A 24,768-nucleotide genomic window follows, 5' to 3' on the forward strand; every position below is an offset into this window, starting at 1 on the left:
AGATTTTTTATAATTAAATCAAATCTGGTGGAGACTGTCCAAAAATGATAAAGGTTTAAGTCTATGGAGATAGGTAAGAAAAATTTAAAAGACTTCAATAAAAAATTGATAGTAATTTTTCCATCATATGCTCAAACATTAACCCTTTTATCACTAAAAAATCAATTGTTACCCCTCAATTTTCAAATGCTATCCCTTAGATTTCCTATATTGTTCTCTTTATATTATTGTTTAGTATATGCTTTACACACTAACAAGTTTGTTGTTCGTCTTAAATCCAGCTATGACTCTGCTCAAATAAGCTGCAATGCTCATAAAAACATGTATGCTTACTTGTTTTATCCCCCTCACTCTCAACTGACAAAGCCTTTGAGCTGTCTTAAGTACATTGTTGACTCGTTCAATTACTGTCCTTTTCTTATAAGTCGCTTTAAAGCTTTTCTTACTTCTTATCGCTCTCATTGTTTTTTGTGTGTCTTGGTCTTCTTTGATATAAAAACAAGGTCCGTAATCACTCTTGCCATAGCAGATGTTTCTAAAAAGACATCCTTTTCCTTTTTCTTTATGAAGCCCGCAGCGAAATTTTATTCTTCCTCTTTTGCTTTCTCTTCCCCAATAACAAAGTTCAATTCCTACTGGACAGACAAGTTTTCCTTTGGATGTTACAGTTATAAAGCCTGTTTGCAAAGGATTTTTTCTTCCTCTGGGATTTTCAGCAATGTATGGAATAATGTATGGAATAATGTCTCTTCCCAAAAGAAATTTCCCATTTTCCACAGAATCATATCCTGCATTTGCTATTACTGCCTGTATTGTTTTGTTGTTCTTTTTAGCAATCTTTTGAGCAAACTCTGTCAAAGGTGCAAGAAAGTGCCCATCCCATTTATTTCCCTCTGTAACAGTGGCAGATACAATCACTGGCAATTCTGTGGTAGTGACTGTGAGATGGACTTTGTAGCCAAAAAAGCTAAAGTCCTTCTGTTTGTATCCAAGCTTAGCATCTTTATCAGAAGGAAAGGCTTCTATATGGGTAGAATCTATAGAAAACTTAAGTTTATTGCTTTTTATATTAACCAAAGATTGAGCAATAAGATTCATAACAATATCATGAAAAGTGTCAACTCCAAGTCTTTGCCTAAAGTAGTGGAAGGTGTTATGTTTTGGAGTGTTTCCGTAGGAGAATCCGCAGAGAAAGCAGAGTCTACCGTCAAACTTGAGCTTTTTAGCAAGGTCTCTTTCAGAGTTGGCATATCCAAGATAAATGAGCAAAAGTGCTTTAAAAAGACTAACAGGGTTGTAGCCTTGCCTACCGACGGAGGAGTACTTATCTCTACAAAGTTCATATATGAAAGAGAAGTCAATACTGCTGAAAAGAATTTTAAGGGGGTCATCAAGAGGTATAATTTGAGAAATGATATTGTCAGCAAAGTTAGGTTGATTATGTCTTCTCGTTGCTTGTCCTCCGATATAAAAGGATTAAGATATTTTAATGATTTAGGGGCAAAGAAAAAAAGCAATAGCTTACAAATGCCTGATTTTCAGGTGTTTGTAAGTTTTTGAACAGTCTCAAATCTGGTGATAAAGGAGGTGAGCAATGAGAAAAAGTGCTGTTATTTTGATTGCGGTAATTATTCTGCTGTTGGTAATCACTCTAATATCACCGAACATTCTTGCTAAAACAAATTCTCCATCCTATTGTGGAAGCTGTCATGTTATGCAAGAGCAATACAATGCATGGGCAAAAGGAGGTCTTCACAACAACATTAAATGCGTTGATTGTCATCTGCCAAATGATTCAAAAGTAAAATTCTATGTATGGAAAGCTATTGATGGAGGAAAGGATTTTGTAGCCTTTCATACTGGCGCAGTTCCAGAAAGAATTCAAGCATCCTCCCACAGCAAAAAAACAATTCAGTCAAACTGCATAAGGTGTCATCAGGGAGTTGTATCAAAAATGCTTAATTCTGAGGGCAGAAATTGCTGGGATTGTCATAAAAGAATATCCCATAAATTAACAGGATTAAGACAAACTTTGTAAAAGGAGGTTTTGCTATGAAACGATTGAGTTTTATCGCATTTTTAATCATTGCTCTGCTTTTTTCCTTTGGCTGTAAACCTGAGAAGGCAAAGGAGTTCAGAGCAACACCTTTGGCTGAAAATGAAATTGACCCTGAAGTATGGGGAAAGGTTTATCCAATTCATTATGAAATGTGGAAACAGTCTGCAGAGCCAACTCCTGCTGGAAAAAGCAAATACAAAAGAGGCTGGGATACAGACAAGGTAATTTATGACAAACTTTCAGAGTATCCATTTATGGCTTTACTTTATAATGGATGGGGATTTGGAATTGAATACAATGAGCCGAGAAGTCATTACTACAGGGTCATTGATCAGCTTGAGATAGATCCTTCAAGATTAAAACCAGGCGGAGTATGTTTAACATGTAAGACAACATATGCACCTGAGCTTGAGGCAAAATATGGTCTTGCCTATTACAATAGACCCTACAAAGAAGTATGGAGCTGGATACCTGAAAAACATCGCAAACTTGGAGACTCCTGTATAGACTGTCACAATCCAAAAGATGCCTCACTTCATATAAGAAGAGGATTTACTCTTGTTAAGGCACTTCAGACAATGGGAGTTGATACAAATAACATTCCACATCAACAAATGAGAAGCATTGTATGTGCCCAGTGCCATGTCACATATATAGTGCCGAGAGACAAAGATATGAAGCCAACAGGACTTTTCTTCCCATGGCAAGGTAGCAAGCTTGGAAATATCTCAATTGAAAACATTATCAAAGTGCTTAAGAGTGATCCGGCATATGCAGAGTGGAAACAGGCAGTAACAGGATTTAAGCTTGCATACATAAGACATCCTGAGTTTGAATTTTTCTCAAACAACTCAGTTCACTGGAATGCAGGAGTTGCATGTGCAGATTGTCACATGCCTTATAAGAAAATGGGTGGATTCAAAGTTAGTGAACACAGGATAATGAGTCCTCTTAAGCAAGATATGAAGCCATGTCTTCAGTGCCATGCAGAAACACCTGAATGGTTAAAACAGCAAGTTATAGCAATTCAAGACAGAACAATGAGCATGCTCCTTAGAGCCGGTTATCAGACAGCAGTAACTGCAAAACTATTTGAAATTGCTCATAAAGCTCAAGAACAAGGCAAAACCCTTGACCAAAACCTTTACAACAAAGCAAAGGATATGTATTTAGAGGCACTTTACAGAGTAATATTTATAGGTGCAGAGAACTCAATAGGCTTTCACAATCCAACAGAGGCTATGAGAATACTTGGAGATGCTGTTGCCTATGCATCTAAGTCTGAGTCTATCTTGAGAACTATGCTTGCTCAGGCAGGAGTTTCAGTTCCTGTTAATATTGACCTTGAGCTTAAGAAATATCTTAACAATCGTGGCGAGAAAAAACTTAACTTTAAGCCAGAACAGGAGTTCAAAGATCCATTTGGAACTCAGCAAAATTTAGAAGCCTTTCTTAAATAGCTCTCCAACATCTGCACCCGGTAACGTCCGGGTGCAGATAAATCCTCATTTTATCAGCTTTTGTTATAATTCAATTATGAAAAACAACATTGCTTTGGCTTTTTATTACACTAAACAGAACAGATACAGTTTTAATGCTTTGCTTGGAGCTTTGGAGAGTGAGCCATATTTTGAAAATCTACAGATTTATCTTTTAACTTCAAAACAATCCCTTTACTCTGAACTTAAGGAAATAGCTAAAAAACATGAAAAAGTAATATTTGGAGTATCATTTTTCACTACCCAATTGTGGGATGTAGAGGAAATTTTAAATTCTCTTAAACCTATAAAAAATGAATACAAAAATCTTTTATTCATTGCAGGAGGAGCACATCCAACAGGAGAGCCTCTTAAAACACTTAAAATGGGTTTTGATGTTGTTGTAAGAGGTGAGGCAGAGGAAACATTGATTGAACTTTTAAAAGCTTTTGATACTGATGATGATTTAAACAAAGTAAAAGGAATTGCCTACTTTGATGAAAATGGAAATTTTAATTTAAATCCATTAAAAAATCATGTGAATTTAGACAATTATGCTCCTTTTTCATTAAAACATAGAAGATTTGGTCCAATTGAAATAACAAGAGGATGTCCATTTTGTTGCTATTACTGTCAAACTTCATATATGTTTGGAGCTAAAGTAAGGCATAGAAGCATAGAGAAAATTTGCGAATATGTAGAAGAGATGAGGCGTAGGAATTTGAAAGATATAAGATTTATAACTCCAAATGCTTTTTCATACGGTTCAGATGATGGAAAAACTCTAAATATTGCGAAGTTGGAAGAGCTTCTTAAAAATATTAGAGAAATTATCAAGCCTGATGGAAGAATTTTTTTTGGAAGCTTTCCATCAGAAGTAAGACCTGAGCATGTTACAGAGGAAACAATAGATGTTTTACTTAGATATGCTGACAATAAAAATCTTGTGATTGGAGCCCAATCTGGAAGTGACAGAATACTTGAGCTTTGCCACAGAGGACATACAGTTGAAGATGTTTATCAAGCTATAAAGTTAACATCAAAAGCAGGCTTTATCCCAAGTGTAGATTTTATCTTTGGATTACCCGGGGAAACTGAAGACGATGTTAAAAAAACAATTAAAGTTATGAATGATTTAGCAAAAATGGGTGCAAAAATTCATGCCCATACATTTATGCCTCTTCCACAAACACCTTTTTCTCAGGCTCCAGCAGGCAAAATTAGTAAGGAATTGAGAAGAATTATCGGAAAACTTATTTCAAATAGAGTTTTGTATGGTAGTTGGAAACAGCAAGAAGAGCTTGCAAAAAGAACTGCCGATTATTTAAAAAATTAATACTCAATGCCTTTTCTTGCAAGCACACCTTTTATGTAGTAGTGTTTAATCTCCTTCATCTCTGTAACAAGATCAGCTATTTCAATAAGTTTTTGGGATGCTCCTCTCCCTGTAAGGACAACCTCTACATTTGAAGCCTTCTCTTTTAAAACTTTTATCAATTCATCCTCAGATATTATACCAAGATGAACTGCAAGGTTTATTTCATCAAGTATCACTAAATCAAAATCGCCATTTTTTAAAATCTCTGCAACTTCTTTAAATCCTTGCAAAATTATTTCATAGTCTTCAGATTTTGGTTTACCATTTATAAAGCCTGTTCCATATTGTTTTATTGTTATCAAATCTTTAAATCTTTCAAGTGCAATATGTTCACTGCATAGTTGATTTTTAATAAACTGTGCAATAAAAACCTTAAGCCCAGCTCCAGCTGCCCTTAAAGCAAGCCCTAAGGCAGCAGTAGTTTTGCCTTTTCCATCTCCAGTATAAATCTGAATGTAGCCCTTTTGCATTGCAAAATTTACCTTTTTTAAAAATTAAAAGTCAAGTAAAAACTTTATAACAGGCTTTTAAGTGTTTTATAATTTTATAATTCATTGTGGAGGTGTTTGTATGGAGGAGAAAAGGGTTGAAGGTAAAACAATAAGAATAATGATTGGGGATATAACTGATAGAGACACTGATGCAATTGTAAATGCAGCAAATAATTATCTTAAGCACGGTGGTGGAGTGGCAGGTGCAATTGTAAGAAAAGGTGGTCAAATAATTCAGGAAGAAAGCGATAAAATCGGATTTGTTCCTACAGGTTCTGCAGCAATAACAACTGCTGGAGCACTTAAAGCAAAATATGTTATTCATGCAGTAGGTCCAAAATGGGGTGAGGGAGATGAGGAAAGCAAACTTAAAAATGCAGTTCTGAGCAGTTTAAAAATTGCAGATGATTACAAATTAAAAAGCATCTCTTTTCCTGCAATAAGCTCCGGAATATATGGATGTCCGAAAGATTTGGTGGCAAAAGTTTTAGTAAATGCTACTGTTGAGTATATTAAAAACAATACTTCATCTTCTCTTGAAATTATTGAGTTTTGTCTTTTTGATGAAGATACATATCGCTACTTTAAAAATGAGTTTGATAAAATATAACTATAGCCGGGATAGCTCAGCGGTAGAGCAGTCGATTCGTAATCGACCGGTCGTGGGTTCGAATCCCATTCCCGGCTTTTGTTTTCCATACTAAATAATTAAATTGATAGATAGAAATGTCAGATACAAAATTTATAACTGAGTCTTTTAAGATAGCTAAGAATGATTTATTTGACTATATTACCAGTGAGGTAAAATCAAATAAAAACTTCAATGAACTGATTGGCTATAATTCCATAAATGTTGTTGAATCACTTATCAAAAAACATCTTATAATTTTAGAGCATGGAATCAAGTTTGGATTGCTATCTGAATGTATAAGAAAAATTATGCTTCTTTATAAATGTCATCTTAATTTAAGCTTTCAAGAAAAATATTTTAAGTTGGAAAATCTTGTTTTCATAAACGCTTTTAAAACATTAATTCCAAACTATTCCAAAAATTTAATATCCTTATATGAATTAATCTCGTCCAATATTGATAAATTTTTAAACTCTGATAAGCTTTATAAAAAATGCTATATCGTTAAAAATGACGAACCATTCCTGAAGATTTTATCAAAAATCTTATGTTTTGAAAAATTAGAAGATAATCAGCCATTACAAAATTTTCTTGAAGGAAAAGACAAAAAAGAAGCCATAATAGAATTTTTTCTTCCTATTTTGGAGAAAATCCATAATTTATTTATTGAAGGAATTTTTGATGAAATTGAGGCTATAGCTATACTCTCAGAAATTTATGATTTAGCTACATCTCAAATTTTGGATACTCAATTCAAAGAAAAGCCCAAAATTTTAGTTACCTTTCCTGGACAGTTTGAACCAATCGGATATTTTTTTAATTATTATTCCTATATTGAAGTTGCCTTTATATCTTATTTATTAAACTTAAAAGGAAAAAGTGCAAAATTTTTACCACTCAAAGAAATTCCAAATTTTAGCTTAATTAATGAATTGGAAAAACTTTACATCATGGGAGTAGATGTTTATAATTTGGAAGAAGTTGTTAATTTTTTTGAAGCTCATAAAACTAATCCTAATTTCAGACAGTGTGAATTCATTATACATGGAACAGATTTTGATGAAAATACTAACTTACCAGCAAGTCTAAAAATTGTACATCCTTTAAAAATCTTACAGGAGTAAAACTATGTTTAAAAAATTTTTGAAAAAGGATACTTCTGAAAATTTTATAACAGAAGATTTAATGGCAAATCTTATTAGAGAAAAATTTAATATTTTTGCAAAGTCATTACAAGACAATGATGCAATTGTAGTATTTATAGTTGACGATAATTACGATATTAAATACGTAAACAAAGGTTTTTTAAAAATAACTAATTATTTAGATAATCCTATCGATAAAAACATTAGAGATTTTACATCAAAAAAATTAAATGAACTTCCAGAAATTTTGGAAAATAATTTTATCAATTCTTCAATTGACCTATTAGATTTTAAAAATAAGATTTACAATGCTTTAAAGGGAGTTTCTCTTAAAGTTGGAAATTACATTGTTTTTATTATTACAAAAAGTTTTTATAAGGCTGACAAATTAACTGCAAAAATTATTCAATCCACTAAAGAAGCAAATGAACTCAAACTGAAATTGGCTGAATTAGATAAAAAATTTCAAGAAACATTGACTGAATTAACATATAAAGATATTTTAACGGGTTTATATAATAGAAAGTATCTTGCAGAATATTTGCCTATTGAAATTGAAAAATACAAAAGATATAAGAATGCGCTCTCAATTGTTCTCTTAGATATTAACCAATTAAAATACATAAATCTAAATTACGGACGAACGACTGGAGATTTGCTTCTTAAGTCTTTTTCAAAACTAATTCACGAGATAATAAGAAATGTTGACTGGGCTGTCAGATATGAAGAAGACGAATTCATAATAGTTCTTCCAATTACTAATTATGAGGGAGCTGGGAAATTAATAGATAGAATTAAAAAAAAGGTAGAAAGAACACTTTTTGAAAAAGCATTCACTTTAACCATAAATGCAGTAGCAGTTGAATGTAATGAGCTTGATGATTACGATTCATTAATAAACAGAGCCTTTGCCCTTTTAAAGGAAAGTAAATACTTCAACAAAAATAATCAATCTTAAAAAAGATTATGCTTTTTCGTTTTAAGAAAATTAATCTGAAGAATTATTGGTGGAGGCGGCGGGAATCGAACCCGCGTCCGAAGGTGCTACTTCTAAGCATCTACATGCTTAGTGGGAGTATTAGGTATTCGGGTTTTAGCTCGCCCTCCCACAGGCTTTCTAAAACCCTAAACCCTAAATTCTCCCTCTGAGAACTGGGTTGCATTCTCAGAAGCAGCTCTGATGTATCAAGCCTCTTCTAAGCCTCAGAGCAGAGCTTAGGGAGACGGCTGCCTTTAATTAGGCAGCGAGAGCCAATTCGTTGTTGGCAGTTGTGTTTTTCTCAGCTTTTTACGTGGTGCTGAGTCCACGGCATGCAGCTTAGACCTCACTACCTCCGTCGAGTCCTTTCGCCCCCTTGTCAAAGATCATTTGTTTTTTAGGGCTCTTTCAATTTCCCTTTGGGCTTCTTTTTTCTTTATTATATCCCTTTTTTCGTATTTCTTTCTACCCCTTGCAATAGCTATTTCTACTTTAGCATAGGGACCTTTAAAATATATTTTCAAAGGAATAAGTGAGTAGCCTTTTTGCTGAATTTTTCCCGCAAGTCTTTGAATTTCTCTCTTATGAAGAAGAAGCTTTCTCGTGCGAACTGGATCATGATTAAATATGTTTCCGTGTGAGTATGGACTTATATGGCAATTTAACAGAAATGCCTCGCCATCTTTAATTATTACATAGCTATCCTTTATATTCGCTCTGCCTTCTCTTAAAGCCTTAACCTCTGTTCCAGTAAGAACAACTCCAGCCTCTATTGTCTCTTCAATATCGTAATCAGCGTATGCTTTTTTATTTTGACAAACGATTTTTATAGACATAAGTATGTTCAGCTCTGCTTACAGCAGAGGGTTTCTTCTTCAAGCAACTACTTTATTTTCTTGGACAATACACTTTTCTGTAACAACGCCAGTAGAGCTAAATATCTCAAAGCTTCCGTTTTCAATCATATCCTCTGCCTTCAATGCATGCAAAATTTCCAATAATGTATTTTGTATTTTCTCGATAGGTAAATCTTTAAATTCTATTTCAACCTTTGCTTTCATAAAAAATATTATAACTTAAATAAGTCAGGAAAAGATATTTCTTACAATAACCCAAAAATAGCAATAGAAATCCAATAATTGGTATAACCATTTGAAAATTAAGTATTTTTTTGCTGTCATTGCGAGCATCCGAAGGATGCGAAGCAATCTCTACTTTGTTTTTCAATAAAGCCTTATTAGAGACTGCTTCGCCCCAGATTGCCAAGCTATCGCTCGCAACAGGGGGACTCGCAGTGACGAGTATCTATCTCTGGAATAACGGAGAATCGCGGATTGCAATGCCTCATCTACAGCGAGGCTCGGATTGCCAGATTAACAGGAGTTTTAAAAAATCACTAAAAAGGTTTAAATTTTGCAATGTATTTTTTTTCTAAGCAATATCTTTTTGTCTTTCTCTGTGATAACATCTTCTTTTTTCATTTTGCTTATTATCCTGATAGCTGTCTCAGTGGTTACTCCAGCCATTTCCGCAATTTCTCTTTTTGTAAGCTTTATATCAATCAAAATTCCTTCCTCTGTCTTTTTCCCGTATTTTTTTGCAAGTCTGACAAGTTGGGAAAACACTCTTGTGTAGGCATCATCGGATGCAATGTTTTTCATGGCATCAATGCATGCTCTAAGTCTCATTGTAATGTGTTCAAGAAGTCTTTTTTCAAAATCTGGATATTTTTTCGTAATTGCCAAAAATATTTCTGAAATTATCTTGCCAACCAAAGAGTTTTCAACAGCAATCGCAGTGGCTGGATAGGGAATACCTTTTAAAGTTGCCAAAGCACCAAACAGATCTGGTGGGTCTATTATTTCAAGCACTAATTCCTTCCCATCAGCTGAAGATTTAACAATATTTACTCTCCCCTCAAAAAGAATGTAGCAGTATTTTGATTCATCGCCTTCATGAAAGATAACTTGCTTTTTTTTGAATTTTTCAGTTTTTAAAGCTTTTTCAAGTTCCTCCATATCATCTTTGGCAAGAGCTTTAAACAGATCAACTTTTTCAAGCATGAGAAATTTTATCAAATTTTATGATTTAAATCATAGTTTATTTAATCCCAAACACTTAAAATGAAATTATAAAACAACGCGGAGGTAAGCAATGAAAAGAAAAATAATAAGAATCAATGAAGAAAAATGCACAGGATGTGGGCTTTGTGCTGAAGCCTGCCATGAAAAAGCTATAGAAATTGTTAATGGTAAGGCTCGGCTTGTAAGTGAAGAATACTGCGATGGACTTGGTGCTTGTCTGCCAGCATGTCCAGAAGGTGCAATTGAAATAATTGAAGCAGAAGCAAAGCCTTTCAACGCAGAAGCTGTTAAGGAAAGGCTTAAGAAGATGACACTTCCTTGTGGATGTCCTAGCTCCCATGAAAGAGTTATAAAAAGAGAACCATTTGAAACCTCAAAAACTCAAACTATATCACAGCTTACGAATTGGCCCATTCAGCTTAAGCTTGTAAATCCTTATGCCAAGTTTCTTAATAATGCAGAGCTTCTTATTGCAGCAGACTGTACAGCCTTTGCCTATGCATCAATTCACGGAGATTTTATCAAAGGTAAAGTTACAATCATAGGATGTCCAAAGCTTGATGATACTGAATTTTATCTGGAAAAGCTTACTGAAATTTTTAAAGCAAACAGCATAAAAGGCATCACTATTCTAAGAATGGAAGTCCCATGCTGTGGTGGACTTACATATTTAGTTGAAAAAGCCCTTTCACTTTCAAGTAAGGAAATACCTGTAAGCGAATACATAATCACTATAAATGGTGAAATAATAAAACAAAAGGAGGTTTGCCATGTTTTGTAGGCAGTGTGAACAAACATCAAATCAGAAAGCATGCACAAAATTAGGTGTATGCGGAAAGCAGGAAGATGTTGCTTATCTTCAAGACATTCTTACGTGGTCTTTAATAGGCTTTGCTCCATATGTAAAAAAAGCTTTACAGGAAGGCAAAATTGACAGAGGTGCAAACAGATTTACTGTTGAAGCATTATTTTCAACTCTTACAAATGTTAATTTTGACGGTGAGGCTATTAAGCAGTTTATCAATAAGGCATACGAAATTAAAGAGCAACTTAAAAAAGATTTTCCAACTGAAGGCAACTCTGCATCAGATTTTAAGCCTGCACAATCAAATGCTGAGCTTATTACACAGGGAGAGGAGATTAATAAAAAACTTTTCCACAGTAGTGAAAATCCTGATATCCAATCATTGAAAGAGATAGTTCTTTATGCTCTTCGTGGTATTGCTGCCTATGCTGATCATGCTTCAATCTTAGGCAAAGAAGATGAAACAATCTATGAATTCATCTATGAAGCTTTGGATGCCTTCACAAGAGATGGTGATTTACAATTCTGGCTAAATATGGTAATGAAAGCAGGACAGATCAATTTAAGAACAATGGAAATACTTGATGAAGCTAATACAAGCACTTATGGACATCCTGTTCCAACTGAAGTTCCTCTTGGACACAAAAAGGGAAAGGCAATTGTTGTGTCTGGGCATGACTTAAGAGACCTTGAACTACTTCTTAAGCAGACTGAGGGCAAAGGAATTTACATTTACACACATGGTGAAATGCTTCCATGCCACGGTTATCCTGAACTTAAAAAATACAAACACTTTTACGGACATTATGGTACTGCATGGCAGAATCAGCAAAAGGAGTTTTCACAATTTCCAGGTGCAATTCTCATGACAACAAACTGTATTATTAAACCTCAAGAGGCTTATAAGGACAGAATCTTTACAACAGGAGTTGTTGGTTGGCACGGAGTTGTTCATATTAAAGATAAAGATTTCACACCTGTAATTGAAAAGGCACTTCAGTTGCCGGGATTTCAAGAGGATTACGAAGGCAAAAAAGTAATGGTTGGATTTGCAAGAAATGCAGTTTTAAGTGTTGCTGACAAAGTGATAGAACTTGTAAAAGCAGGAAAAATAAAGCACTTTTTCCTTGTTGGTGGATGCGATGGTGCAAAACCCGGAAGAAGCTATTACACTGAGTTTGTTGAAAAGGCACCTAAGGATACAGTAATTCTTACACTTGCATGCGGTAAGTTCAGATTCTTTGACAAAGATTTAGGCACAATTGAAGGAATTCCAAGACTTCTTGATGTTGGTCAGTGCAATGATGCTTATTCTGCAATACAGATAGCCCTTGCTCTTTCAAAGGCTTTTGGAGTAAGTGTAAATGAACTTCCACTTTCTTTTGTGCTTTCATGGTTTGAACAAAAGGCAGTTGCCATACTCACAACACTTCTTTATCTTGGAATTAAAAATATTCGTCTTGGACCAACTCTTCCAGCTTTTGTAAGCCCGAATATATTGAAAGTTCTTGTTGAAAACTTCAACATCATGCCAATAAAAACCGCTGAAGAGGATTTAAAGGCAATATTAGGGTAGCATTGTCTTATTACAAAATGCGAGCTACTCTTTGAGTGGTTCGCATTTTGTCAATATTTTTATTTCAAAAAAATACTACACCATAAGGGTCCAAAACAATATTATTGATTTTGTTCCTCGCAATAACTCGTTTTTCCGAAAAATAGCGATAGAAATCCAATAATTGGTATAACCATTTGAAAATTAAGTATTTTTTGCTGTCATTGCAAGCATCCCCGTTTATTTTTTTCCGTCATTGCGAGCATTACCGATTATTTTTTTTCCGTCATTGCGAGCATCCGAAGGATGCGAAGCAATCTCTTTGAAGGGGAAAAGGCAAGATTGCTTCCTCCTCGCTTCGCTCGGAGTCGCAATGACGGAGAGGGGGTATCCTCGCAATTACGGAGAGGTGTTCACCATCCACCATCCACGAATCACCATTCACCAGTTACCAATTAGAGACTGCTTCGCCCCAAATTGCCACGCTATCGCTCGCAACAGGGGACTCGCAGTGACGAGTATCTATCTCTATTTTTTCGGTTTTTTATAAGGGTTGAAATATTAAAAAATATTTCATATACTTAAGTAAGATTATCTTTATTTTTCAGATTATTATCTAACCTGAGAAAATAGTCTGAAAAATAAAGTATATAATAATCATCTCCTAAAAGAGGCAATAATGAATGAGTTAAAATTAAAAAAAGCTTTATTGGTAGTTAAGATTTTAATAATTTTCACAATTAGTAGCTCATGTGTGCCATATTCTGACCAATACCGTTATTCTGATAATATCATTATTAATGCTAATTTAAATGCATTTCCAAAGGACTATTCAGGAAATTGTCCTACAAAAATAAGATTTCAGGGTAATATAACAGTTAGAAATATATTAAATTCTCCTTTAACAGTGCATTATTTATTTGAAAGAAGTGATGGGGTTAAATCATCAGTTTACAGTCATACTTTTCATAGAGATGGCTCGTTCTCAGTAAGTCATGAATGGATTTTGGGTCGTAGTTATTATGAAGTTATTAACGGATGGATGCGTTTAGAAATTATTGAGCCTTATTCTGTAAGGTCTAACAAAGCTTATTTCAAGGTTACATGTAGAAATGAACATAGCCCTGAGCCCTATGAAGAGGATTGCATATTCTTTAATCCTTCAAAAACAGAGGTTAAATACATATCAGGAAGATGGAAAATTGTAGAGGGTAATAAATGGCTATTTGATTTTGGTGCTAAAAGAGATGAAGCAGAACAAGCATTGAGGATTATTAAATATTACGGCATGAATCAGTCATGTTTTGTTGGAAGACCAAAACCTTCTTTTTCCTATCTTCTTGTGTCTGGACAACCACCAAGAGGAGAATTTCCAGGCGAAGACTGCATATCTTTTAATCCCGATAAAGTCTCAGTATATAAGGATCGTGGTAGATGGAAGATAGTAGAAGGTTATAGAGTTTTATTTGATTTTGATTATAAAGAAGCCGATGCAAGAAAAGCTTTAGAACTAATTCACAGATATGGATTTAAAAGAGCGTGTTATGTGGGTCGTCCTGATTATAATTTTATGTATTTGAGGAGATAGCTAATGTTGTAGGAAGGGAAAGATGAATATAATATAATATTTTTTCTCATAACTCTTTTTACCTTCTATCCTCTATCCTACTCCCTTGCCCAAAGTATAGAGCCTGAAAAAATTTCAGTAAAGTCTTATAAAATCATTGATGCAAGAGTTTTTAATAATGAAATTCAAAAAGCTTCACAAAGAGATGAAAACTGGATATTTAATCCCTTGCTTATAGTTTTCAAGTTTCATGATTTTGGCAATGTCAGGTATGTAAGCATAAAAAGAAAAGATAACACTGCAGAGTGTCCATCAAGATCAGTTATAACAATTGTAGAAGAAGGATTTTTGGATGACCAGCTACGGGGGAAGTGGAAGCAGTTTCATTTTGCAAGAAATAATTGCGAGGATTATTGGAAAATAACTGAAGTGAGAGAAGCATACTTATGTGGAATTTCGGGTTCTAAAGAGGTATTCTTGAAGGAACTGTGTCCAAACCCCTTTCAAAATTTTTATAAGAAGAAAAACTAAAAAAGGAGGGCAAGAATGGGAAGAATTTTTTACTTATTAAGCATTCTTTTTATTGTTATGTTTAGCGGTTATTTGTATTCTGAACCTAATTTAAAGGAAGGTTTATGGGAGATAACTACAGAAATGCAGGTTGCTGGAATGCCTATGAAAATGCCGCCACAGACTACGAAGATTTGTTTAACAAAGAAAGATTATGTTCCACAGAAGCCCGAAAAGGAGCAAAATTGTAAAATTCTAATGCATGAAGTAAGAGGTAACACAGTAAACTGGATAATGGAGTGTATTGACAGAGGAGAGAAAATAACAAATGAATGAAGGAAGCGTTACTTACAACGGCGACAATATGAACGGAACAGTCAAAGTCAAATCTCGCAATATGCAAATGACACAGTATATGAAGGGAAAATGGATTGGACAATGTCCAAAATAAAAGAGAAAGGAGTGAAATCATGAATATAGTGGATAGGGTAAAGGGAATTTTATTTAGTCCATCTCAAGAATGGGAAAAGATTAAAGGAGAAGAGCATTCAATAGCTCAACTTTATACCTCTTATGCCGTAATTCTTGCTGCAATTCCTGCTATTGCTCAATTTATTGGATACAGTTTAGTAGGAGTCTCTGGATTTGGTATGCATATACGCTGGTCAGTAGGTAATGCTCTGGGACATTCAATTGTCTCATATGTGTTATCACTTGTTGGTGTTTACATAGTTGCCTTTATAATTAATGCCCTCGCACCGTCTTTTAGCTCTCAGAAGGATATAACAAATGCAGTCAAACTTTCTCTTTATTCTATGACACCTGTTTGGATTGCGGGGATACTATATATATAATACCGGCGCTTTCAGTTTTAGTTCTCATAGCTGGAATTTATGGAATCTACATCTTATATCTTGGGCTTCCCATTCTTATGAACACACCAAAAGATAAAGCTTTCGTATATGTTTTAGTGATTATAGTTGCCAGTGTGGCTGTTTATTTTGTTATAGGAATAATCGTTAGTGCCTTTTTCGTGCCTACAATGGGAAGATTTTAAAAATGTTTTAACAATGAGTAGGAGGCTAAAAAATGAAAGCAAAGGGTTTAATTTTTATTATAGGATTATTATTACTTTTCTTAATGGCACTTCCAGCTGTTCATGCTCAAGAGGATGCGAAAGGTTGTAAAGACCATCCAATGCTTACGAGGATGGATAACTTCTACATACAGCGATGCACTGAGGAAAAATTTGGTCAATTTGATTTTAGAGATGCAAAGGGAAAAAATGTAAAGGTTGAGGGAAGGATTTATAAAATTGATTACCACATAAAAGAAGGATACACATCACCAAGTGCTTTGCAGGTTCTAAGAAACTATGAGAATGCAATTAAGAAAATCGGAGGAGTAAAGGTATATCAGGAAGAATATGAAATCTGGCTGAAACTGGACAGAGCTGGAAAGACTTTCTGGGTTTATGTGGATTCATGGTCAGGTGGAGGAGCTGGTAAAACTTATGGAATTAGGATTGTTGAAAAAGAAGCAATGGTTCAGGAAGTAGTGGCAGATGCAAAGAGCTTAATGAGAGATATTCAGGCAAAGGGTAGTGCTTCAGTTTATGGAATTTATTTTGATTTTGACAAAGCTGACATTAAACCAGATTCTGAGCCTGCTATAAGGGAAGTTGCAAAGCTGCTTCAGGAAAACAGAGGATTAAAACTTTATGTAGTTGGGCACACTGATAATGTAGGAAGTATTGAATATAATCTTAAACTTTCAAAGGCAAGGGCAGATGCTGTAGTCAGAGAACTTACCACAAAATATAAGATTTCATCCGACAGGCTTAAAGCCTTTGGATTAGGACAGCTTGCACCTGTTGCATCAAACAAAACAGAGGAGGGAAGGGCAAAGAATAGAAGGGTAGAGCTTGTTGAACAGTAGTGGAGGTTAGGGAAAATAAAAATATTGAAATTAAGAATTTTTTAAACAATTTAAAAAGAGAAGGAGGGCAATCAGATGAAAAAATTTTTGGGCATAACATTTTTAGTTGTGATTATTTTGATTACATTTTTAAGTTTATCATTAGCACAGGAAGCAGAAAAAGGAGGCAAAGAACATCAGATATTTGCACGAATGGGTGATGACCGTCCACAACCCGAACCAATTTTGGAAGGTACAATGGATCGTCCCTCAGGTAACAATTGCGGATCCTATCAATATAAAGGATGTCAGGAGGATTATGATTGGGTAAAGAGGAATTATAAAAATGTCAGAGAATGCTGGAGTTGTGTAGGAGGTTGTGTTACAAGTATTCCAAGAGATGATTGGCATCATAGACTAAATTGTAGAAACAGATGCGGAAGAACTGTCTGCCAACCAAAATAAAAATTAAATTTCTTTAAAAAAGAGTTGATAGGACATGGAGTTTTTAAAAGTTTAAGGATTTGAGGGATAAATATGAAAAAATTGCTATTTGTTTTATTTTTAGTTTTTGTCTGTATTTTGGCCTTACCCATCCAGTCTTTTTCAAAAACATGCTGTTCAAGGTATGTTGCAACGCAAGCCAATGTACCTTATGATACGGAAAGTAGAATATATAAGAAAATCTTTGGATTTCCTCCTGAATGGCTTCACGGACCTGTAGATGAAGTATTTCTTGATCCTGCGTTGGGTGGAGGACCTCAATTTTTAAAATGTCATGAAATCAGAATGTTAGAATTAAAAGTTCCACCAGAATTAGAAAGATTTAGGGAATATTTTGAAATTAACCCAGCACAATATATTGAGTATCTTTTTTTACTGAGTTACTCAGTAACAGGTACAGGAGATCCACCGAAAGGTTATGATGTCAAAATAAACCTTGAACTTATTGATATCGGACATCAGACCACTGTAAAAAGTGGTCAAAGAGCTTTTTCATGTATACCCCGAGAACCCCTCGAATGCGTACGGGCAAGAATTAAAAATACAAAAAATCTCGCTAAAACATTTCAACCTTTGGATAAATTACTATACGATTATGAGAGAATTCCTGAGAATCTGGAATTTGAATTGGAAAAGGAACCGATTATGGCAGGCGAAACCATGACCATTAAATTGAAAAACATCCGTGACGCAAATGGCAAGCCTTCAAAACATTGGCAGAGGATCCTTGTTAAGGCTGAAAAAGGAAAGATACTCAACGGTACTCCTTATGATGAATACAGGATATTTACGGTAGGAAATGGCATTATTGAAATTCAATACCAAGCTCCTGCCCCCTGCCGAAACGACAAGGAAAAAATTACTATCTATAATACCTGTGAGATTCGCCCCGGACAAAACCCTATCCCAGAAAGAGAAATAGCGACCAAAGCATTTGATATTTTTTGTGTTGAAGGACAACTAATAATTTCTTGGGATCCATGGCATGACAGGATGGTGTCCACATTGTTAAATGTTCCTAGATGTCAATACACAGGTAAAAATGTAAAAAGCGTTCCAGGTGTTATTTCTTTCAGGCTAAAACCAACTAAAGATAATTGTTATTATGAGGTAGTAACCAATGAAGCAAAACCATCAGATTTTGAATTTGAATACATTCCTTTAGGTGAGAAGCGTTGTTTTCACTTTTCAGTCTTAAACAATAGTGAATATAGACTTGATAAAGCCTATGTGGATTTCCGTAAGAATCATCAAAAACCATTGTACTTTTCTACATCTGCTAACTGGAAAACTTGGATTAAGGTGCACAACTACCCAATTAGCATTCCGGATACTCAGAGTCAAGGCTGGAAGCCCCATCATGGAAATAACCTGCCACTTATTGATGGTTATAAAGACGATGTTTTACCGCTTTACAATTTAAGAATAGACGAAAAAGAGGCAAAGAAGTTGCTTGAGAAGTGTCAAAAGAAAAAATAGTAGAATCGTATTAGAATTCATAAATAGCAGGAGATGGTTATGAAAGAATTTTTTAAATTGTTTATCCTTATCTTTAGCTTAATAATGGCTACCACAAATTTTCTTTATACAGATGTAACTTTTGCAAAATCTTACAATCCAGAACAGCAAGAAAAAAAAGAGGCAAGTAAAGTCACGGTAAAAGAGGTGGTAAGGGCAAAATTTGGTTCAGGTCCAAATGACATTGGGATAGTTACTCCACCGGAAGCTAATCCTGAAGGACCTATGAGCTTTGATCTTGGTGCAAAAGGTGAAATCTATATCCTTGATCAGATAAACTCCCGTATTCAGGTATTTAAAGAAGGCAAAAGAGTAAGGACAATTCCTATACCATTTAGAACATTTATGGATATTGATGTTTTACCTAATGGCAAAATTGTTTTGCTTGACAATCAGGTCAAAAAAGCTGTTTATTTTCTTGAGCCCGATGGTAAAGTAATCAATCACATTCCATTGGAAGGTGAAAATGTTTCATACGCTCCAGAAGTTACAGGTATTTATAGCATTCACAGCGGAGACATGGCTGGTGTCTGGCTTAATTTAGGTGTAAGATCAGTTCGTATAGCTTCCCTTGAAGGAAAGCCTTTTTCTGAGCGGATAAATGTTCCAGGGATTTTGACGCCAGATGGAAAGCATCTGATGTCAGCTAATAGGATAGGGGATATTACTGCTATAATTTACTATTCTCAAGAGAAATTCTCAATAATGAAGCAATACACTGTTGAGTTTGATATGTATGTTGATTATCTACTTGGGATATGGAGCGATTGCAGCGGAAGAATCTATCTTGGAGCAATGCTTATTGAAGAGCCAAAATCCTCAAAACTCATTGTTGTCCTTACTTCAGAAGGCAATGAATTAGGAAGAGTAGAGCTCTTTTTGCAGAAAATGCCCCATGAAATCTATCAACCAATTAGAGTATCTCCTGAAGGAGATATATATCAGATGACTTGTGACAAAAAGGGAGTTTTTATCAGGAAATATAGTTTACTAAGATAAAAAATTATGTAAAAGGATGTAAAGGTAATAAACCAAGAGCAGATAGCTAACTGGAAATATTAAAGATAGGGGTAGCAGGAAAAATCCCGCTACCCATTGAGATTTTATCCTAAATATACCTTTTCAACAGGTGGTGCAACCTGTTTTTTACGGGAAAGTACACCATGAAGCCATACAGATGGTCCGGATACTTTCACATTAAATGCTTTTTCAATAATTGAAGCATCTCCAGCATAGAAAAGCTCAGTTCCTTCTTTTACAATGTCTGTTGCCATAAAGATTACCATATCATAGCCTTTGCTGGCTTTGAGTTCTTCAAGATATTTAACGAAAGCATCTTTTTGCTCGTATACTTCTTCAATATCAACAACTTCTGTCTGTCCAATTCCGACTTTTTTGCCCTTGAAGTCATAGTCTTTGAAGTCAACATGGACAACATCAGCAATTGGTTTGCCTTTGATGCTTGCTTTTGCTTTCTTTAATTCAACTCCGAATTTTGTTAAATCTGAAATTCCTGCTACAGCAGCAAGCTCAGAAGCTATTTTTTTGTCTTCTTCTGTTGTGGTTGGAGATTTAAATATTACTGTGTCGGAAAGTATTGCGCAAAGAAGAAGTCCTGCATAAGCCTTGTTTGCTTTTACTTCATTTGGAAACATTTTTGCAATTACTGTTGCTGTGCTACCAACAGGCTCAACATGAACAAAGATAGGATCAGGATAGTTGAAATTCATCTTGTGATGGTCAATGATTGCAAGAATTTTCTCTGCACCATCAACCCTTTGTTTTTCTTCGTTATGGTCAACAAGAACAAGGGTTTTGCCAGCAGCATTTTCTAACATTTCTGGAGCAGCAACCCCAAACTGCTTGAGAGCAAACTCTGTTTCCTCATTAATAGGTCCTGCTGTTGCGGCTTTGTAGCCTTTGATACCTGCGTAAACGATTGCAGAACAAACTGTGTCTGTGTCTGGTGCCTTATGGCCAATGACATAAATGTCGCTCATCTTACCCTCCTAAAGTTTTTTTAATTGTAAAATTTTGACAATTTTAAGGCTAAAAAGTCAAGAAATTAGCCATTAAAATTTAAAATAAAGCTATTAAAGATTATCAAGCAGTCTTTTTACTGATAATTGCAGTTCAGGATGAATAAAATCAGGAGCAATTTCGGATAAAGGTTTTAATACGAATTCCCTTTCATGCATTCTTGGATGAGGGATAGAAAGCTGTTCGGTTTTTAGAATTAAATTATCATAAAAAATGATGTCAATATCTATAATTCTTGGTCCGTATCTCACAGTTTTCTTCCTGCCCATAGATTTTTCTATTTCCTTTAATCTTTTTAATAGTTCTAAAGGTTCAAGTTCAGTCAAACATTCAATAGCCTGATTTAAAAAATCTGGCTGCTCAGTGTACCCCCAAGGGAGAGTGTTATATATTGAAGATTTTTTTAGAACTTGAAGCCCAAGTTTTTGCAGATGTTTTATTGCATCAGCTAAATTTTTTTCTCTATCCCCCAAATTTGAACCAAGTAGCAGGTAAACAATGTGCATGGAATATATTATACCTAAATTATGGGCTTCTTGGCTGTCATTGATAAGAGCGAAAGCCACGAGGCAATCTCGCCTTTTTAAGAACCCTAAGGTGAGATTGTTTCACTGTATGCGTAATGACAGGATAGTAAAGGTTTTCTATAAAAACTCCTCTGTTAAGATTTTCCTTGATTTTTATTTTTTGTAGTTATTATTATGTTAAAAATATATAAAAAGGAGGATGGGCATATGGAAAAAAAGATGAAATGTTACAGGTGTCAAGGACATAACTGCGGATATATATACAATCCTAAAAAGGGTGACAAAAAAGGTAAAATCCCTCCAGATACTCCGTTTGAGGATTTACCTGATGACTGGAGATGTCCTGTATGTGGTGCAGGTAAAAAGTTTTTCTTGCCCGATGAAGATTAAGAATTAAAAAATCTTTTTATAATTTTATTTTGATTGCTCCTTCTCTTATCATTCGTGGTGGATTTACTGTTACATCTATTATGGTTGAAGGAATGCCGAAGAGTTTGCCTCCATCAATTATAAGCTTTATTTCTTCGTCTTTAAAGTATTCTAAAACCTTTTCAATACAGTCTGAAGGTGGCATCTGAGATAAATTCGCAGATGTCGCTGTTATTGGAAAAGGCAGTTCCTTAATCAATTTTAAGGCAAAGGACTCTCCCGGCATTCTAACTGCAACTGTTCCATTCTTTGTTATCTCCTCTGGAAGCCCTGCTTTAGCAGGAAGAATAAGGGTAAGAGGTCCGGGCCAATATTTTTCAATTAGTTTCCAAGCAAAATCAGGTATGTTTTCAACTACTAATTCAAGATGTTTTATATCAATGATTAGAGGAAAGCTCTTTTCAGAGGGTCGTTTTTTTATTTCAAATATTTTTTTTAGAGCATTCCTATCATCGTATTTAGCTCCAATTCCATAAAGGGTTTCTGTTGGATAAATGATTATTCCGCCTTTTTCCAAAATATTTTTGACATCCTCTATCTTTATAGCTTCAGCCTTTATGAGTTTCATCTATTTCCCTCAGAAGTTTCTGGAGTAATTTCAATTTTTCTTTCGTGATTTTTTCATCCTTAAAATATATTTCTTCGTATGCTGTTATGAATTTTTCAGCCCTTTTTCTTAATGTTTGATTGTCAACAGTTTCTATAAACTCTCTCAAACCCTGATTAGGCTTTCTTTCGTAGCCATATTTTTTCATTATACCTAAAAATACAAAGAGAGGGTCTCTTTTGCGACGCATATATTCAATGCCTTTTATGATCAAGATAATGCTAAATATGGTAATTGGTAAAATAAGCCATTTTTTGTTGAACTCAATCTTCGGTGATTTGATGGACTTCGCAAGTTTAATTTGTGCAGTAATGTCATAATCAAGGACAATTTTGTTCCAGAGATAGTCAATCAAATGAAATATAACAGGCTCTGATGGTCTTGAGACTCTTCCTGACGGGTCAAGTCTTATCCATTTACCATCTATCCATGCCTCAACCCATAGGTGTGCCTCCCGTGCTCTAACAATGTAGTAGTCACCAAACTCGTTATAACTACCACCTTTAAATCCTCCGACAACCCTTGCAGGTATGCCTTTTATTCTAAGCATTAAAGCCATTGAGGTTGCAAAATATTCACAATTTCCGCTTTTTTTGTTGAAAAGAAAATCCTCCAGAGGCTGAGAGCCAGAAGGCAGATTTTTGAGAGAATATTGATAGTTGCTTAAAAACTTCATAATTCTTTGAATTATCTCTATTTTATCTGTTGCATTGCCAGTAATACTCTCTGTAAGTTCTTTGATTTTTGGTGAAAATTTTTCAGGAAGAGAAAGATACAATGGTGATGGATTAAGCTCTTCTACAGATGCATTTAAAAGAGAGATGGCAGAGTACTTGGTTGTTTTTTCAATAGCAAAATTGGTTTTAAAACTTGCTGGTGACTCATAAATAACCTTTTGCATAAAAACATTAAAAGGATAATCCAGAACAGGCAGATACTGCTCAGTCAAAGGTTCAAGATAAACCGTGTAAGTTATTCTTTCACCTTTTGCATTGGATTTAGCGTTTTCAGTTAAAGTCTTTTTCCATGTTTTGCCATCAAATGTATCAAAAGTAATCACTCGCCAGTAAAGTTGACTTTCAGGTAGTTTTTTGATTTTTACTCTCATCACAACAGATGTATCCTCTTCAATTGAGCTGATGCCTCCAAGATTTACTGTTGATGTAAATCCTGTTTTTGCCTTGCCTATTCCAATGTCAAGTAAAGGAGAGGCTGTTCTTGGCAAAGTAAAAAAGAAAAGGACGCTTAAAGGAATAGAAAGCAGTGTCATTAAAAGAGCAATTTTGGCAAAATTCAAAAGTTCATGTATTTTTATGAATTGAGCATTCGTCTCTTTTATGTAAGTCAATATAAGAATTGAGATGATGGTCAGTATGAGCATCAAAAAGGTTCGCAGCAGAAACATCCATCCCATATTGATAAGAGAAGAACCAGCAAGCAGAAGAACGGCAATCAGATAAATCTGAAAATACTCCCTTGAGGTTTTTCTGCCTAATAACCTGATGCTTAACACTATAGTAATAGCCTCTATGGAGGGAATTAAAAAGTCATCAGGAGAAAAACTGAGGATTGGATAGATAAGCAACATAATAGTCAGAATATTTAAAATCCAGTTTGGAAGCAAAGCTTTTTTCATGTAAAGTAAGATACTTAACAAAACCATAGAAACAAAAATAAGACGAATAGGTAGAGAAATTTCAGAGTAAACCGCAGATAAAGGCACAAAGGCTATAACCAAACTCAATAGAAAAAGAATGCTGTCAATCTTTATCAATGCCATAGAGTGCAAGAGCATAAAGCATTCTCCTTATGTGAACCTGAGTAGTGTCAGGCTTAAAAATTTGTTTATCTAACTTCATTCCAACAGGTAAGCCGTTTTTATGCAATTTAATCAGTGTATAGGTTGTTTTGCTTATTTTTTCTTCTATTGAGCCATTGAAATCATCTATATTAATAATCACAGGATTTCCCTGAGGAGGTGAGAAATCCTTAGTTTTGATTGAGGATGTCTTTGCAGTTGCCTTCCAGTGTATGTGTTTTAAAGGGTCTCCAAATGCATAATCTCTTACTCCAGAAAGCTCTCCCTCAAAAGCTTTTCCTCTTGAGGCAGAAGACTCGGTTTTAGCCATGCTTTCGTAGGCTATAAATGGAATTTCGCATTTAATAGGTTTTGGAAATACGACAAATTCAATGTCAACAGGCAGTCTGAGAGTTCTTTTAAAAAAATAGAACGGGAAAAAAGATGAGATAAATATCTCATTAATTTTATGCTTTCCCCTGCTTGGAAAAATTAGTTTGACTTTGGATAAAGACTCGCCTTTAAAATGAGGTATTACAACATTTGAATTCAAAATTGATACTCGTATAAGAAATGCTTCTAAAAATTTCGTTTTTGCTCTTATCTTAAATACGGCTTCTTGATTTGCGAAAATATCAGCAGGTGGTTCAATTGTTATCCTGATATTTTTTAAATTTGAATATGAAGCTAAACCACTGATAGCCATAATGCTTAAGAGAAAGGACAAAATAAGATAAAGGAGATTA

General features: G+C 34.7%; 30 protein-coding genes, 1 tRNA gene, 1 other RNA gene and 1 pseudogene. 20 read left to right on the forward strand and 13 right to left on the reverse strand.

The genetic code is table 11. The annotated features are described in order from the left end of the window. Nucleotides 1-243: 243 nt before the first annotated feature. Both ACYQ3P_RS09905 and ACYQ3P_RS11760 read right to left on the reverse strand, forming a co-directional pair. Nucleotides 244-1,098, reverse strand: coding sequence for a transposase (locus ACYQ3P_RS09905; RefSeq protein ID WP_460178076.1), 855 nt, complete (start codon nt 1,096-1,098; stop codon nt 244-246). Between the two features lie 90 nt (nt 1,099-1,188). Then, nucleotides 1,189-1,467 (reverse strand): annotated as a pseudogene (locus ACYQ3P_RS11760) (transposase); the annotation flags it as partial. A gap of 127 nt (nt 1,468-1,594) precedes the next feature. Between ACYQ3P_RS11760 and nrfH the strand changes: the two are divergent. From nrfH to ACYQ3P_RS09925, 3 genes are all read left to right on the forward strand, one after another. After that, a complete protein-coding gene (nrfH, locus tag ACYQ3P_RS09915; RefSeq protein WP_460177732.1) occupies nt 1,595-2,038 on the forward strand; it encodes a cytochrome c nitrite reductase small subunit in 444 nt (147 codons plus the stop codon). A gap of 14 nt (nt 2,039-2,052) precedes the next feature. Further along, nucleotides 2,053-3,519 (forward strand): ammonia-forming cytochrome c nitrite reductase subunit c552, encoded by a 1,467-nt coding sequence (locus tag ACYQ3P_RS09920; RefSeq protein ID WP_460177733.1) that lies wholly within the window; start codon nt 2,053-2,055, stop codon nt 3,517-3,519. 76 nt (nt 3,520-3,595) lie between these two features. Then, nucleotides 3,596-4,873 (forward strand): TIGR04013 family B12-binding domain/radical SAM domain-containing protein, encoded by a 1,278-nt coding sequence (locus ACYQ3P_RS09925; RefSeq protein ID WP_460177734.1) that lies wholly within the window; start codon nt 3,596-3,598, stop codon nt 4,871-4,873. On the opposite strand, the gene cobO is transcribed toward ACYQ3P_RS09925, so the two are convergent. Next, nucleotides 4,870-5,385: a cob(I)yrinic acid a,c-diamide adenosyltransferase gene (cobO, locus tag ACYQ3P_RS09930; RefSeq protein ID WP_460177735.1), complete on the reverse strand. Its 516-nt coding sequence runs from the start codon at nt 5,383-5,385 to the stop codon at nt 4,870-4,872. The two genes, ACYQ3P_RS09925 and cobO, sit on opposite strands and share 4 nt — an antisense overlap. Before the next feature lie 100 nt (nt 5,386-5,485). On the opposite strand from cobO, the gene ACYQ3P_RS09935 reads away from it, so the two are divergent. The 4 genes from ACYQ3P_RS09935 to ACYQ3P_RS09950 all read left to right on the forward strand — a co-directional run bounded on the left by ACYQ3P_RS09935 (nt 5,486) and on the right by ACYQ3P_RS09950 (nt 8,140). After that, nucleotides 5,486-6,016, forward strand: a complete 531-nt coding sequence (locus tag ACYQ3P_RS09935; protein ID WP_460177736.1) for a macro domain-containing protein — start codon at nt 5,486-5,488, stop codon at nt 6,014-6,016. 5 nt (nt 6,017-6,021) lie between these two features. Further along, nucleotides 6,022-6,093 (forward strand) — tRNA-Thr (locus ACYQ3P_RS09940). Nucleotides 6,094-6,132: 39 nt separating this feature from the next. After that, nucleotides 6,133-7,161, forward strand: a complete 1,029-nt coding sequence (locus ACYQ3P_RS09945) for a hypothetical protein (protein ID WP_460177737.1) — start codon at nt 6,133-6,135, stop codon at nt 7,159-7,161. 4 nt (nt 7,162-7,165) lie between these two features. Then, the gene (locus tag ACYQ3P_RS09950) at nt 7,166-8,140 is read left to right on the forward strand and encodes a GGDEF domain-containing protein (protein ID WP_460177738.1); all 975 of its coding nucleotides are present in this window, start codon (nt 7,166-7,168) and stop codon (nt 8,138-8,140) included. A 47-nt stretch (nt 8,141-8,187) separates the two neighbouring features. On the opposite strand, the gene ssrA is transcribed toward ACYQ3P_RS09950, so the two are convergent. The 5 genes from ssrA to ACYQ3P_RS09975 form a co-directional block, all read right to left on the reverse strand. Continuing rightward, nucleotides 8,188-8,537: a transfer-messenger RNA gene (gene ssrA / locus ACYQ3P_RS09955) on the reverse strand. 10 nt (nt 8,538-8,547) lie between these two features. Continuing rightward, entirely contained in the window at nt 8,548-8,997 is a 450-nt protein-coding gene (smpB, locus tag ACYQ3P_RS09960) for an SsrA-binding protein SmpB (RefSeq protein ID WP_460177739.1), read from the reverse strand. A gap of 39 nt (nt 8,998-9,036) precedes the next feature. Next, nucleotides 9,037-9,222: a hypothetical protein gene (locus ACYQ3P_RS09965; protein ID WP_460177740.1), complete on the reverse strand. Its 186-nt coding sequence runs from the start codon at nt 9,220-9,222 to the stop codon at nt 9,037-9,039. After that, nucleotides 9,206-9,427 (reverse strand): hypothetical protein, encoded by a 222-nt coding sequence (locus ACYQ3P_RS09970; RefSeq protein ID WP_460177741.1) that lies wholly within the window; start codon nt 9,425-9,427, stop codon nt 9,206-9,208. The genes ACYQ3P_RS09965 and ACYQ3P_RS09970 overlap by 17 nt, the downstream gene beginning before the upstream one ends. Nucleotides 9,428-9,567: 140 nt before the next feature. Beyond that, on the reverse strand, nt 9,568-10,224 hold the full coding sequence (locus ACYQ3P_RS09975) for a Crp/Fnr family transcriptional regulator (protein WP_460177742.1): 657 nt from the start codon (nt 10,222-10,224) through the stop codon (nt 9,568-9,570). Nucleotides 10,225-10,315: 91 nt separating this feature from the next. Between ACYQ3P_RS09975 and ACYQ3P_RS09980 the strand changes: the two genes are divergently transcribed. The 12 genes from ACYQ3P_RS09980 (at nt 10,316) to ACYQ3P_RS10035 (ending at nt 19,620) form a co-directional block, all read left to right on the forward strand. Next, a complete protein-coding gene (locus tag ACYQ3P_RS09980) occupies nt 10,316-11,026 on the forward strand; it encodes an ATP-binding protein (RefSeq protein WP_460177743.1) in 711 nt (236 codons plus the stop codon). After that, nucleotides 11,016-12,626: a hydroxylamine reductase gene (gene hcp, locus ACYQ3P_RS09985; RefSeq protein WP_460177744.1), complete on the forward strand. Its 1,611-nt coding sequence runs from the start codon at nt 11,016-11,018 to the stop codon at nt 12,624-12,626. Before ACYQ3P_RS09980 ends, hcp begins: the two co-directional genes overlap by 11 nt. Nucleotides 12,627-13,284: 658 nt before the next feature. After that, complete coding sequence (locus tag ACYQ3P_RS09990) at nt 13,285-14,193, forward strand: hypothetical protein (protein ID WP_460177745.1); 909 nt, start codon at nt 13,285-13,287, stop codon at nt 14,191-14,193. 207 nt (nt 14,194-14,400) lie between these two features. Then, nucleotides 14,401-14,703, forward strand: a complete 303-nt coding sequence (locus ACYQ3P_RS09995; protein WP_460177746.1) for a hypothetical protein — start codon at nt 14,401-14,403, stop codon at nt 14,701-14,703. A 15-nt stretch (nt 14,704-14,718) separates the two neighbouring features. After that, nucleotides 14,719-15,018 (forward strand): DUF3617 domain-containing protein, encoded by a 300-nt coding sequence (locus tag ACYQ3P_RS10000; RefSeq protein ID WP_460177747.1) that lies wholly within the window; start codon nt 14,719-14,721, stop codon nt 15,016-15,018. Next, complete coding sequence (locus ACYQ3P_RS10005) at nt 15,011-15,133, forward strand: hypothetical protein (protein ID WP_460177748.1); 123 nt, start codon at nt 15,011-15,013, stop codon at nt 15,131-15,133. Before ACYQ3P_RS10000 ends, ACYQ3P_RS10005 begins: the two co-directional genes overlap by 8 nt. A 19-nt stretch (nt 15,134-15,152) precedes the next feature. Beyond that, nucleotides 15,153-15,536, forward strand: coding sequence for a Yip1 family protein (locus tag ACYQ3P_RS10010; protein WP_460177749.1), 384 nt, complete (start codon nt 15,153-15,155; stop codon nt 15,534-15,536). Beyond that, entirely contained in the window at nt 15,509-15,739 is a 231-nt protein-coding gene (locus ACYQ3P_RS10015; protein WP_460177750.1) for a hypothetical protein, read from the forward strand. The genes ACYQ3P_RS10010 and ACYQ3P_RS10015 overlap by 28 nt, the downstream gene beginning before the upstream one ends. A gap of 32 nt (nt 15,740-15,771) precedes the next feature. Further along, the gene (locus tag ACYQ3P_RS10020; RefSeq protein ID WP_460177751.1) at nt 15,772-16,620 is read left to right on the forward strand and encodes an OmpA family protein; all 849 of its coding nucleotides are present in this window, start codon (nt 15,772-15,774) and stop codon (nt 16,618-16,620) included. Nucleotides 16,621-16,695: 75 nt separating this feature from the next. Then, the gene (locus tag ACYQ3P_RS10025) at nt 16,696-17,064 is read left to right on the forward strand and encodes a hypothetical protein (protein WP_460177752.1); all 369 of its coding nucleotides are present in this window, start codon (nt 16,696-16,698) and stop codon (nt 17,062-17,064) included. Nucleotides 17,065-17,136: 72 nt separating this feature from the next. Beyond that, nucleotides 17,137-18,582, forward strand: a complete 1,446-nt coding sequence (locus ACYQ3P_RS10030; protein WP_460177753.1) for a hypothetical protein — start codon at nt 17,137-17,139, stop codon at nt 18,580-18,582. 39 nt (nt 18,583-18,621) lie between these two features. Beyond that, nucleotides 18,622-19,620: an NHL repeat-containing protein gene (locus ACYQ3P_RS10035; protein WP_460177754.1), complete on the forward strand. Its 999-nt coding sequence runs from the start codon at nt 18,622-18,624 to the stop codon at nt 19,618-19,620. A 104-nt stretch (nt 19,621-19,724) separates the two neighbouring features. Here ACYQ3P_RS10035 and ACYQ3P_RS10040 read toward each other — a convergent pair whose 3' ends face one another. Next, a complete protein-coding gene (locus ACYQ3P_RS10040) occupies nt 19,725-20,621 on the reverse strand; it encodes a manganese-dependent inorganic pyrophosphatase (protein ID WP_460177755.1) in 897 nt (298 codons plus the stop codon). A 93-nt stretch (nt 20,622-20,714) separates the two neighbouring features. After that, on the reverse strand, nt 20,715-21,167 hold the full coding sequence (gene folK, locus ACYQ3P_RS10045) for a 2-amino-4-hydroxy-6-hydroxymethyldihydropteridine diphosphokinase (protein WP_460177756.1): 453 nt from the start codon (nt 21,165-21,167) through the stop codon (nt 20,715-20,717). Between the two features lie 195 nt (nt 21,168-21,362). Here folK and ACYQ3P_RS10050 point away from each other — a divergent pair, with 195 nt between their 5' ends. After that, nucleotides 21,363-21,578, forward strand: coding sequence for a rubredoxin (locus tag ACYQ3P_RS10050; protein ID WP_460177757.1), 216 nt, complete (start codon nt 21,363-21,365; stop codon nt 21,576-21,578). Between the two features lie 16 nt (nt 21,579-21,594). On the opposite strand, the gene ACYQ3P_RS10055 is transcribed toward ACYQ3P_RS10050, so the two are convergent. Genes ACYQ3P_RS10055 through ACYQ3P_RS10065 form a run of 3 tightly spaced genes read right to left on the reverse strand, consistent with a single transcriptional unit; the run spans nt 21,595 to nt 24,728 of the window. After that, complete coding sequence (locus ACYQ3P_RS10055; protein ID WP_460177758.1) at nt 21,595-22,185, reverse strand: L-threonylcarbamoyladenylate synthase; 591 nt, start codon at nt 22,183-22,185, stop codon at nt 21,595-21,597. Beyond that, nucleotides 22,166-24,004, reverse strand: coding sequence for a transglutaminase TgpA family protein (locus ACYQ3P_RS10060; RefSeq protein WP_460177759.1), 1,839 nt, complete (start codon nt 24,002-24,004; stop codon nt 22,166-22,168). Before ACYQ3P_RS10060 ends, ACYQ3P_RS10055 begins: the two co-directional genes overlap by 20 nt. Continuing rightward, on the reverse strand, nt 23,985-24,728 hold the full coding sequence (locus ACYQ3P_RS10065) for a DUF58 domain-containing protein (protein WP_460177760.1): 744 nt from the start codon (nt 24,726-24,728) through the stop codon (nt 23,985-23,987). Before ACYQ3P_RS10065 ends, ACYQ3P_RS10060 begins: the two co-directional genes overlap by 20 nt. Between the last annotated feature and the right edge of the window lie 40 nt (nt 24,729-24,768).

Source organism: Thermodesulfovibrio hydrogeniphilus (assembly GCF_054657355.1).

Coding starts and splice junctions, on each gene's coding strand:
- ACYQ3P_RS09905 (WP_460178076.1), bottom strand. CDS start 1,098: ATGAATCTTATTGCTCAATCTTTGGTTAATATAAAAAGCAATAAACTT.
- nrfH (WP_460177732.1), top strand. CDS start 1,595: ATGAGAAAAAGTGCTGTTATTTTGATTGCGGTAATTATTCTGCTGTTG.
- ACYQ3P_RS09920 (WP_460177733.1), top strand. CDS start 2,053: ATGAAACGATTGAGTTTTATCGCATTTTTAATCATTGCTCTGCTTTTT.
- ACYQ3P_RS09925 (WP_460177734.1), top strand. CDS start 3,596: ATGAAAAACAACATTGCTTTGGCTTTTTATTACACTAAACAGAACAGA.
- cobO (WP_460177735.1), bottom strand. CDS start 5,385: ATGCAAAAGGGCTACATTCAGATTTATACTGGAGATGGAAAAGGCAAA.
- ACYQ3P_RS09935 (WP_460177736.1), top strand. CDS start 5,486: ATGGAGGAGAAAAGGGTTGAAGGTAAAACAATAAGAATAATGATTGGG.
- ACYQ3P_RS09945 (WP_460177737.1), top strand. CDS start 6,133: ATGTCAGATACAAAATTTATAACTGAGTCTTTTAAGATAGCTAAGAAT.
- ACYQ3P_RS09950 (WP_460177738.1), top strand. CDS start 7,166: ATGTTTAAAAAATTTTTGAAAAAGGATACTTCTGAAAATTTTATAACA.
- smpB (WP_460177739.1), bottom strand. CDS start 8,997: ATGTCTATAAAAATCGTTTGTCAAAATAAAAAAGCATACGCTGATTAC.
- ACYQ3P_RS09965 (WP_460177740.1), bottom strand. CDS start 9,222: ATGAAAGCAAAGGTTGAAATAGAATTTAAAGATTTACCTATCGAGAAA.
- ACYQ3P_RS09975 (WP_460177742.1), bottom strand. CDS start 10,224: ATGCTTGAAAAAGTTGATCTGTTTAAAGCTCTTGCCAAAGATGATATG.
- ACYQ3P_RS09980 (WP_460177743.1), top strand. CDS start 10,316: ATGAAAAGAAAAATAATAAGAATCAATGAAGAAAAATGCACAGGATGT.
- hcp (WP_460177744.1), top strand. CDS start 11,016: ATGTTTTGTAGGCAGTGTGAACAAACATCAAATCAGAAAGCATGCACA.
- ACYQ3P_RS09990 (WP_460177745.1), top strand. CDS start 13,285: ATGAATGAGTTAAAATTAAAAAAAGCTTTATTGGTAGTTAAGATTTTA.
- ACYQ3P_RS10000 (WP_460177747.1), top strand. CDS start 14,719: ATGGGAAGAATTTTTTACTTATTAAGCATTCTTTTTATTGTTATGTTT.
- ACYQ3P_RS10005 (WP_460177748.1), top strand. CDS start 15,011: ATGAATGAAGGAAGCGTTACTTACAACGGCGACAATATGAACGGAACA.
- ACYQ3P_RS10010 (WP_460177749.1), top strand. CDS start 15,153: ATGAATATAGTGGATAGGGTAAAGGGAATTTTATTTAGTCCATCTCAA.
- ACYQ3P_RS10020 (WP_460177751.1), top strand. CDS start 15,772: ATGAAAGCAAAGGGTTTAATTTTTATTATAGGATTATTATTACTTTTC.
- ACYQ3P_RS10025 (WP_460177752.1), top strand. CDS start 16,696: ATGAAAAAATTTTTGGGCATAACATTTTTAGTTGTGATTATTTTGATT.
- ACYQ3P_RS10030 (WP_460177753.1), top strand. CDS start 17,137: ATGAAAAAATTGCTATTTGTTTTATTTTTAGTTTTTGTCTGTATTTTG.
- ACYQ3P_RS10035 (WP_460177754.1), top strand. CDS start 18,622: ATGAAAGAATTTTTTAAATTGTTTATCCTTATCTTTAGCTTAATAATG.
- ACYQ3P_RS10040 (WP_460177755.1), bottom strand. CDS start 20,621: ATGAGCGACATTTATGTCATTGGCCATAAGGCACCAGACACAGACACA.
- folK (WP_460177756.1), bottom strand. CDS start 21,167: ATGCACATTGTTTACCTGCTACTTGGTTCAAATTTGGGGGATAGAGAA.
- ACYQ3P_RS10050 (WP_460177757.1), top strand. CDS start 21,363: ATGTTAAAAATATATAAAAAGGAGGATGGGCATATGGAAAAAAAGATG.
- ACYQ3P_RS10055 (WP_460177758.1), bottom strand. CDS start 22,185: ATGAAACTCATAAAGGCTGAAGCTATAAAGATAGAGGATGTCAAAAAT.
- ACYQ3P_RS10060 (WP_460177759.1), bottom strand. CDS start 24,004: ATGGCATTGATAAAGATTGACAGCATTCTTTTTCTATTGAGTTTGGTT.
- ACYQ3P_RS10065 (WP_460177760.1), bottom strand. CDS start 24,728: ATGGCTATCAGTGGTTTAGCTTCATATTCAAATTTAAAAAATATCAGG.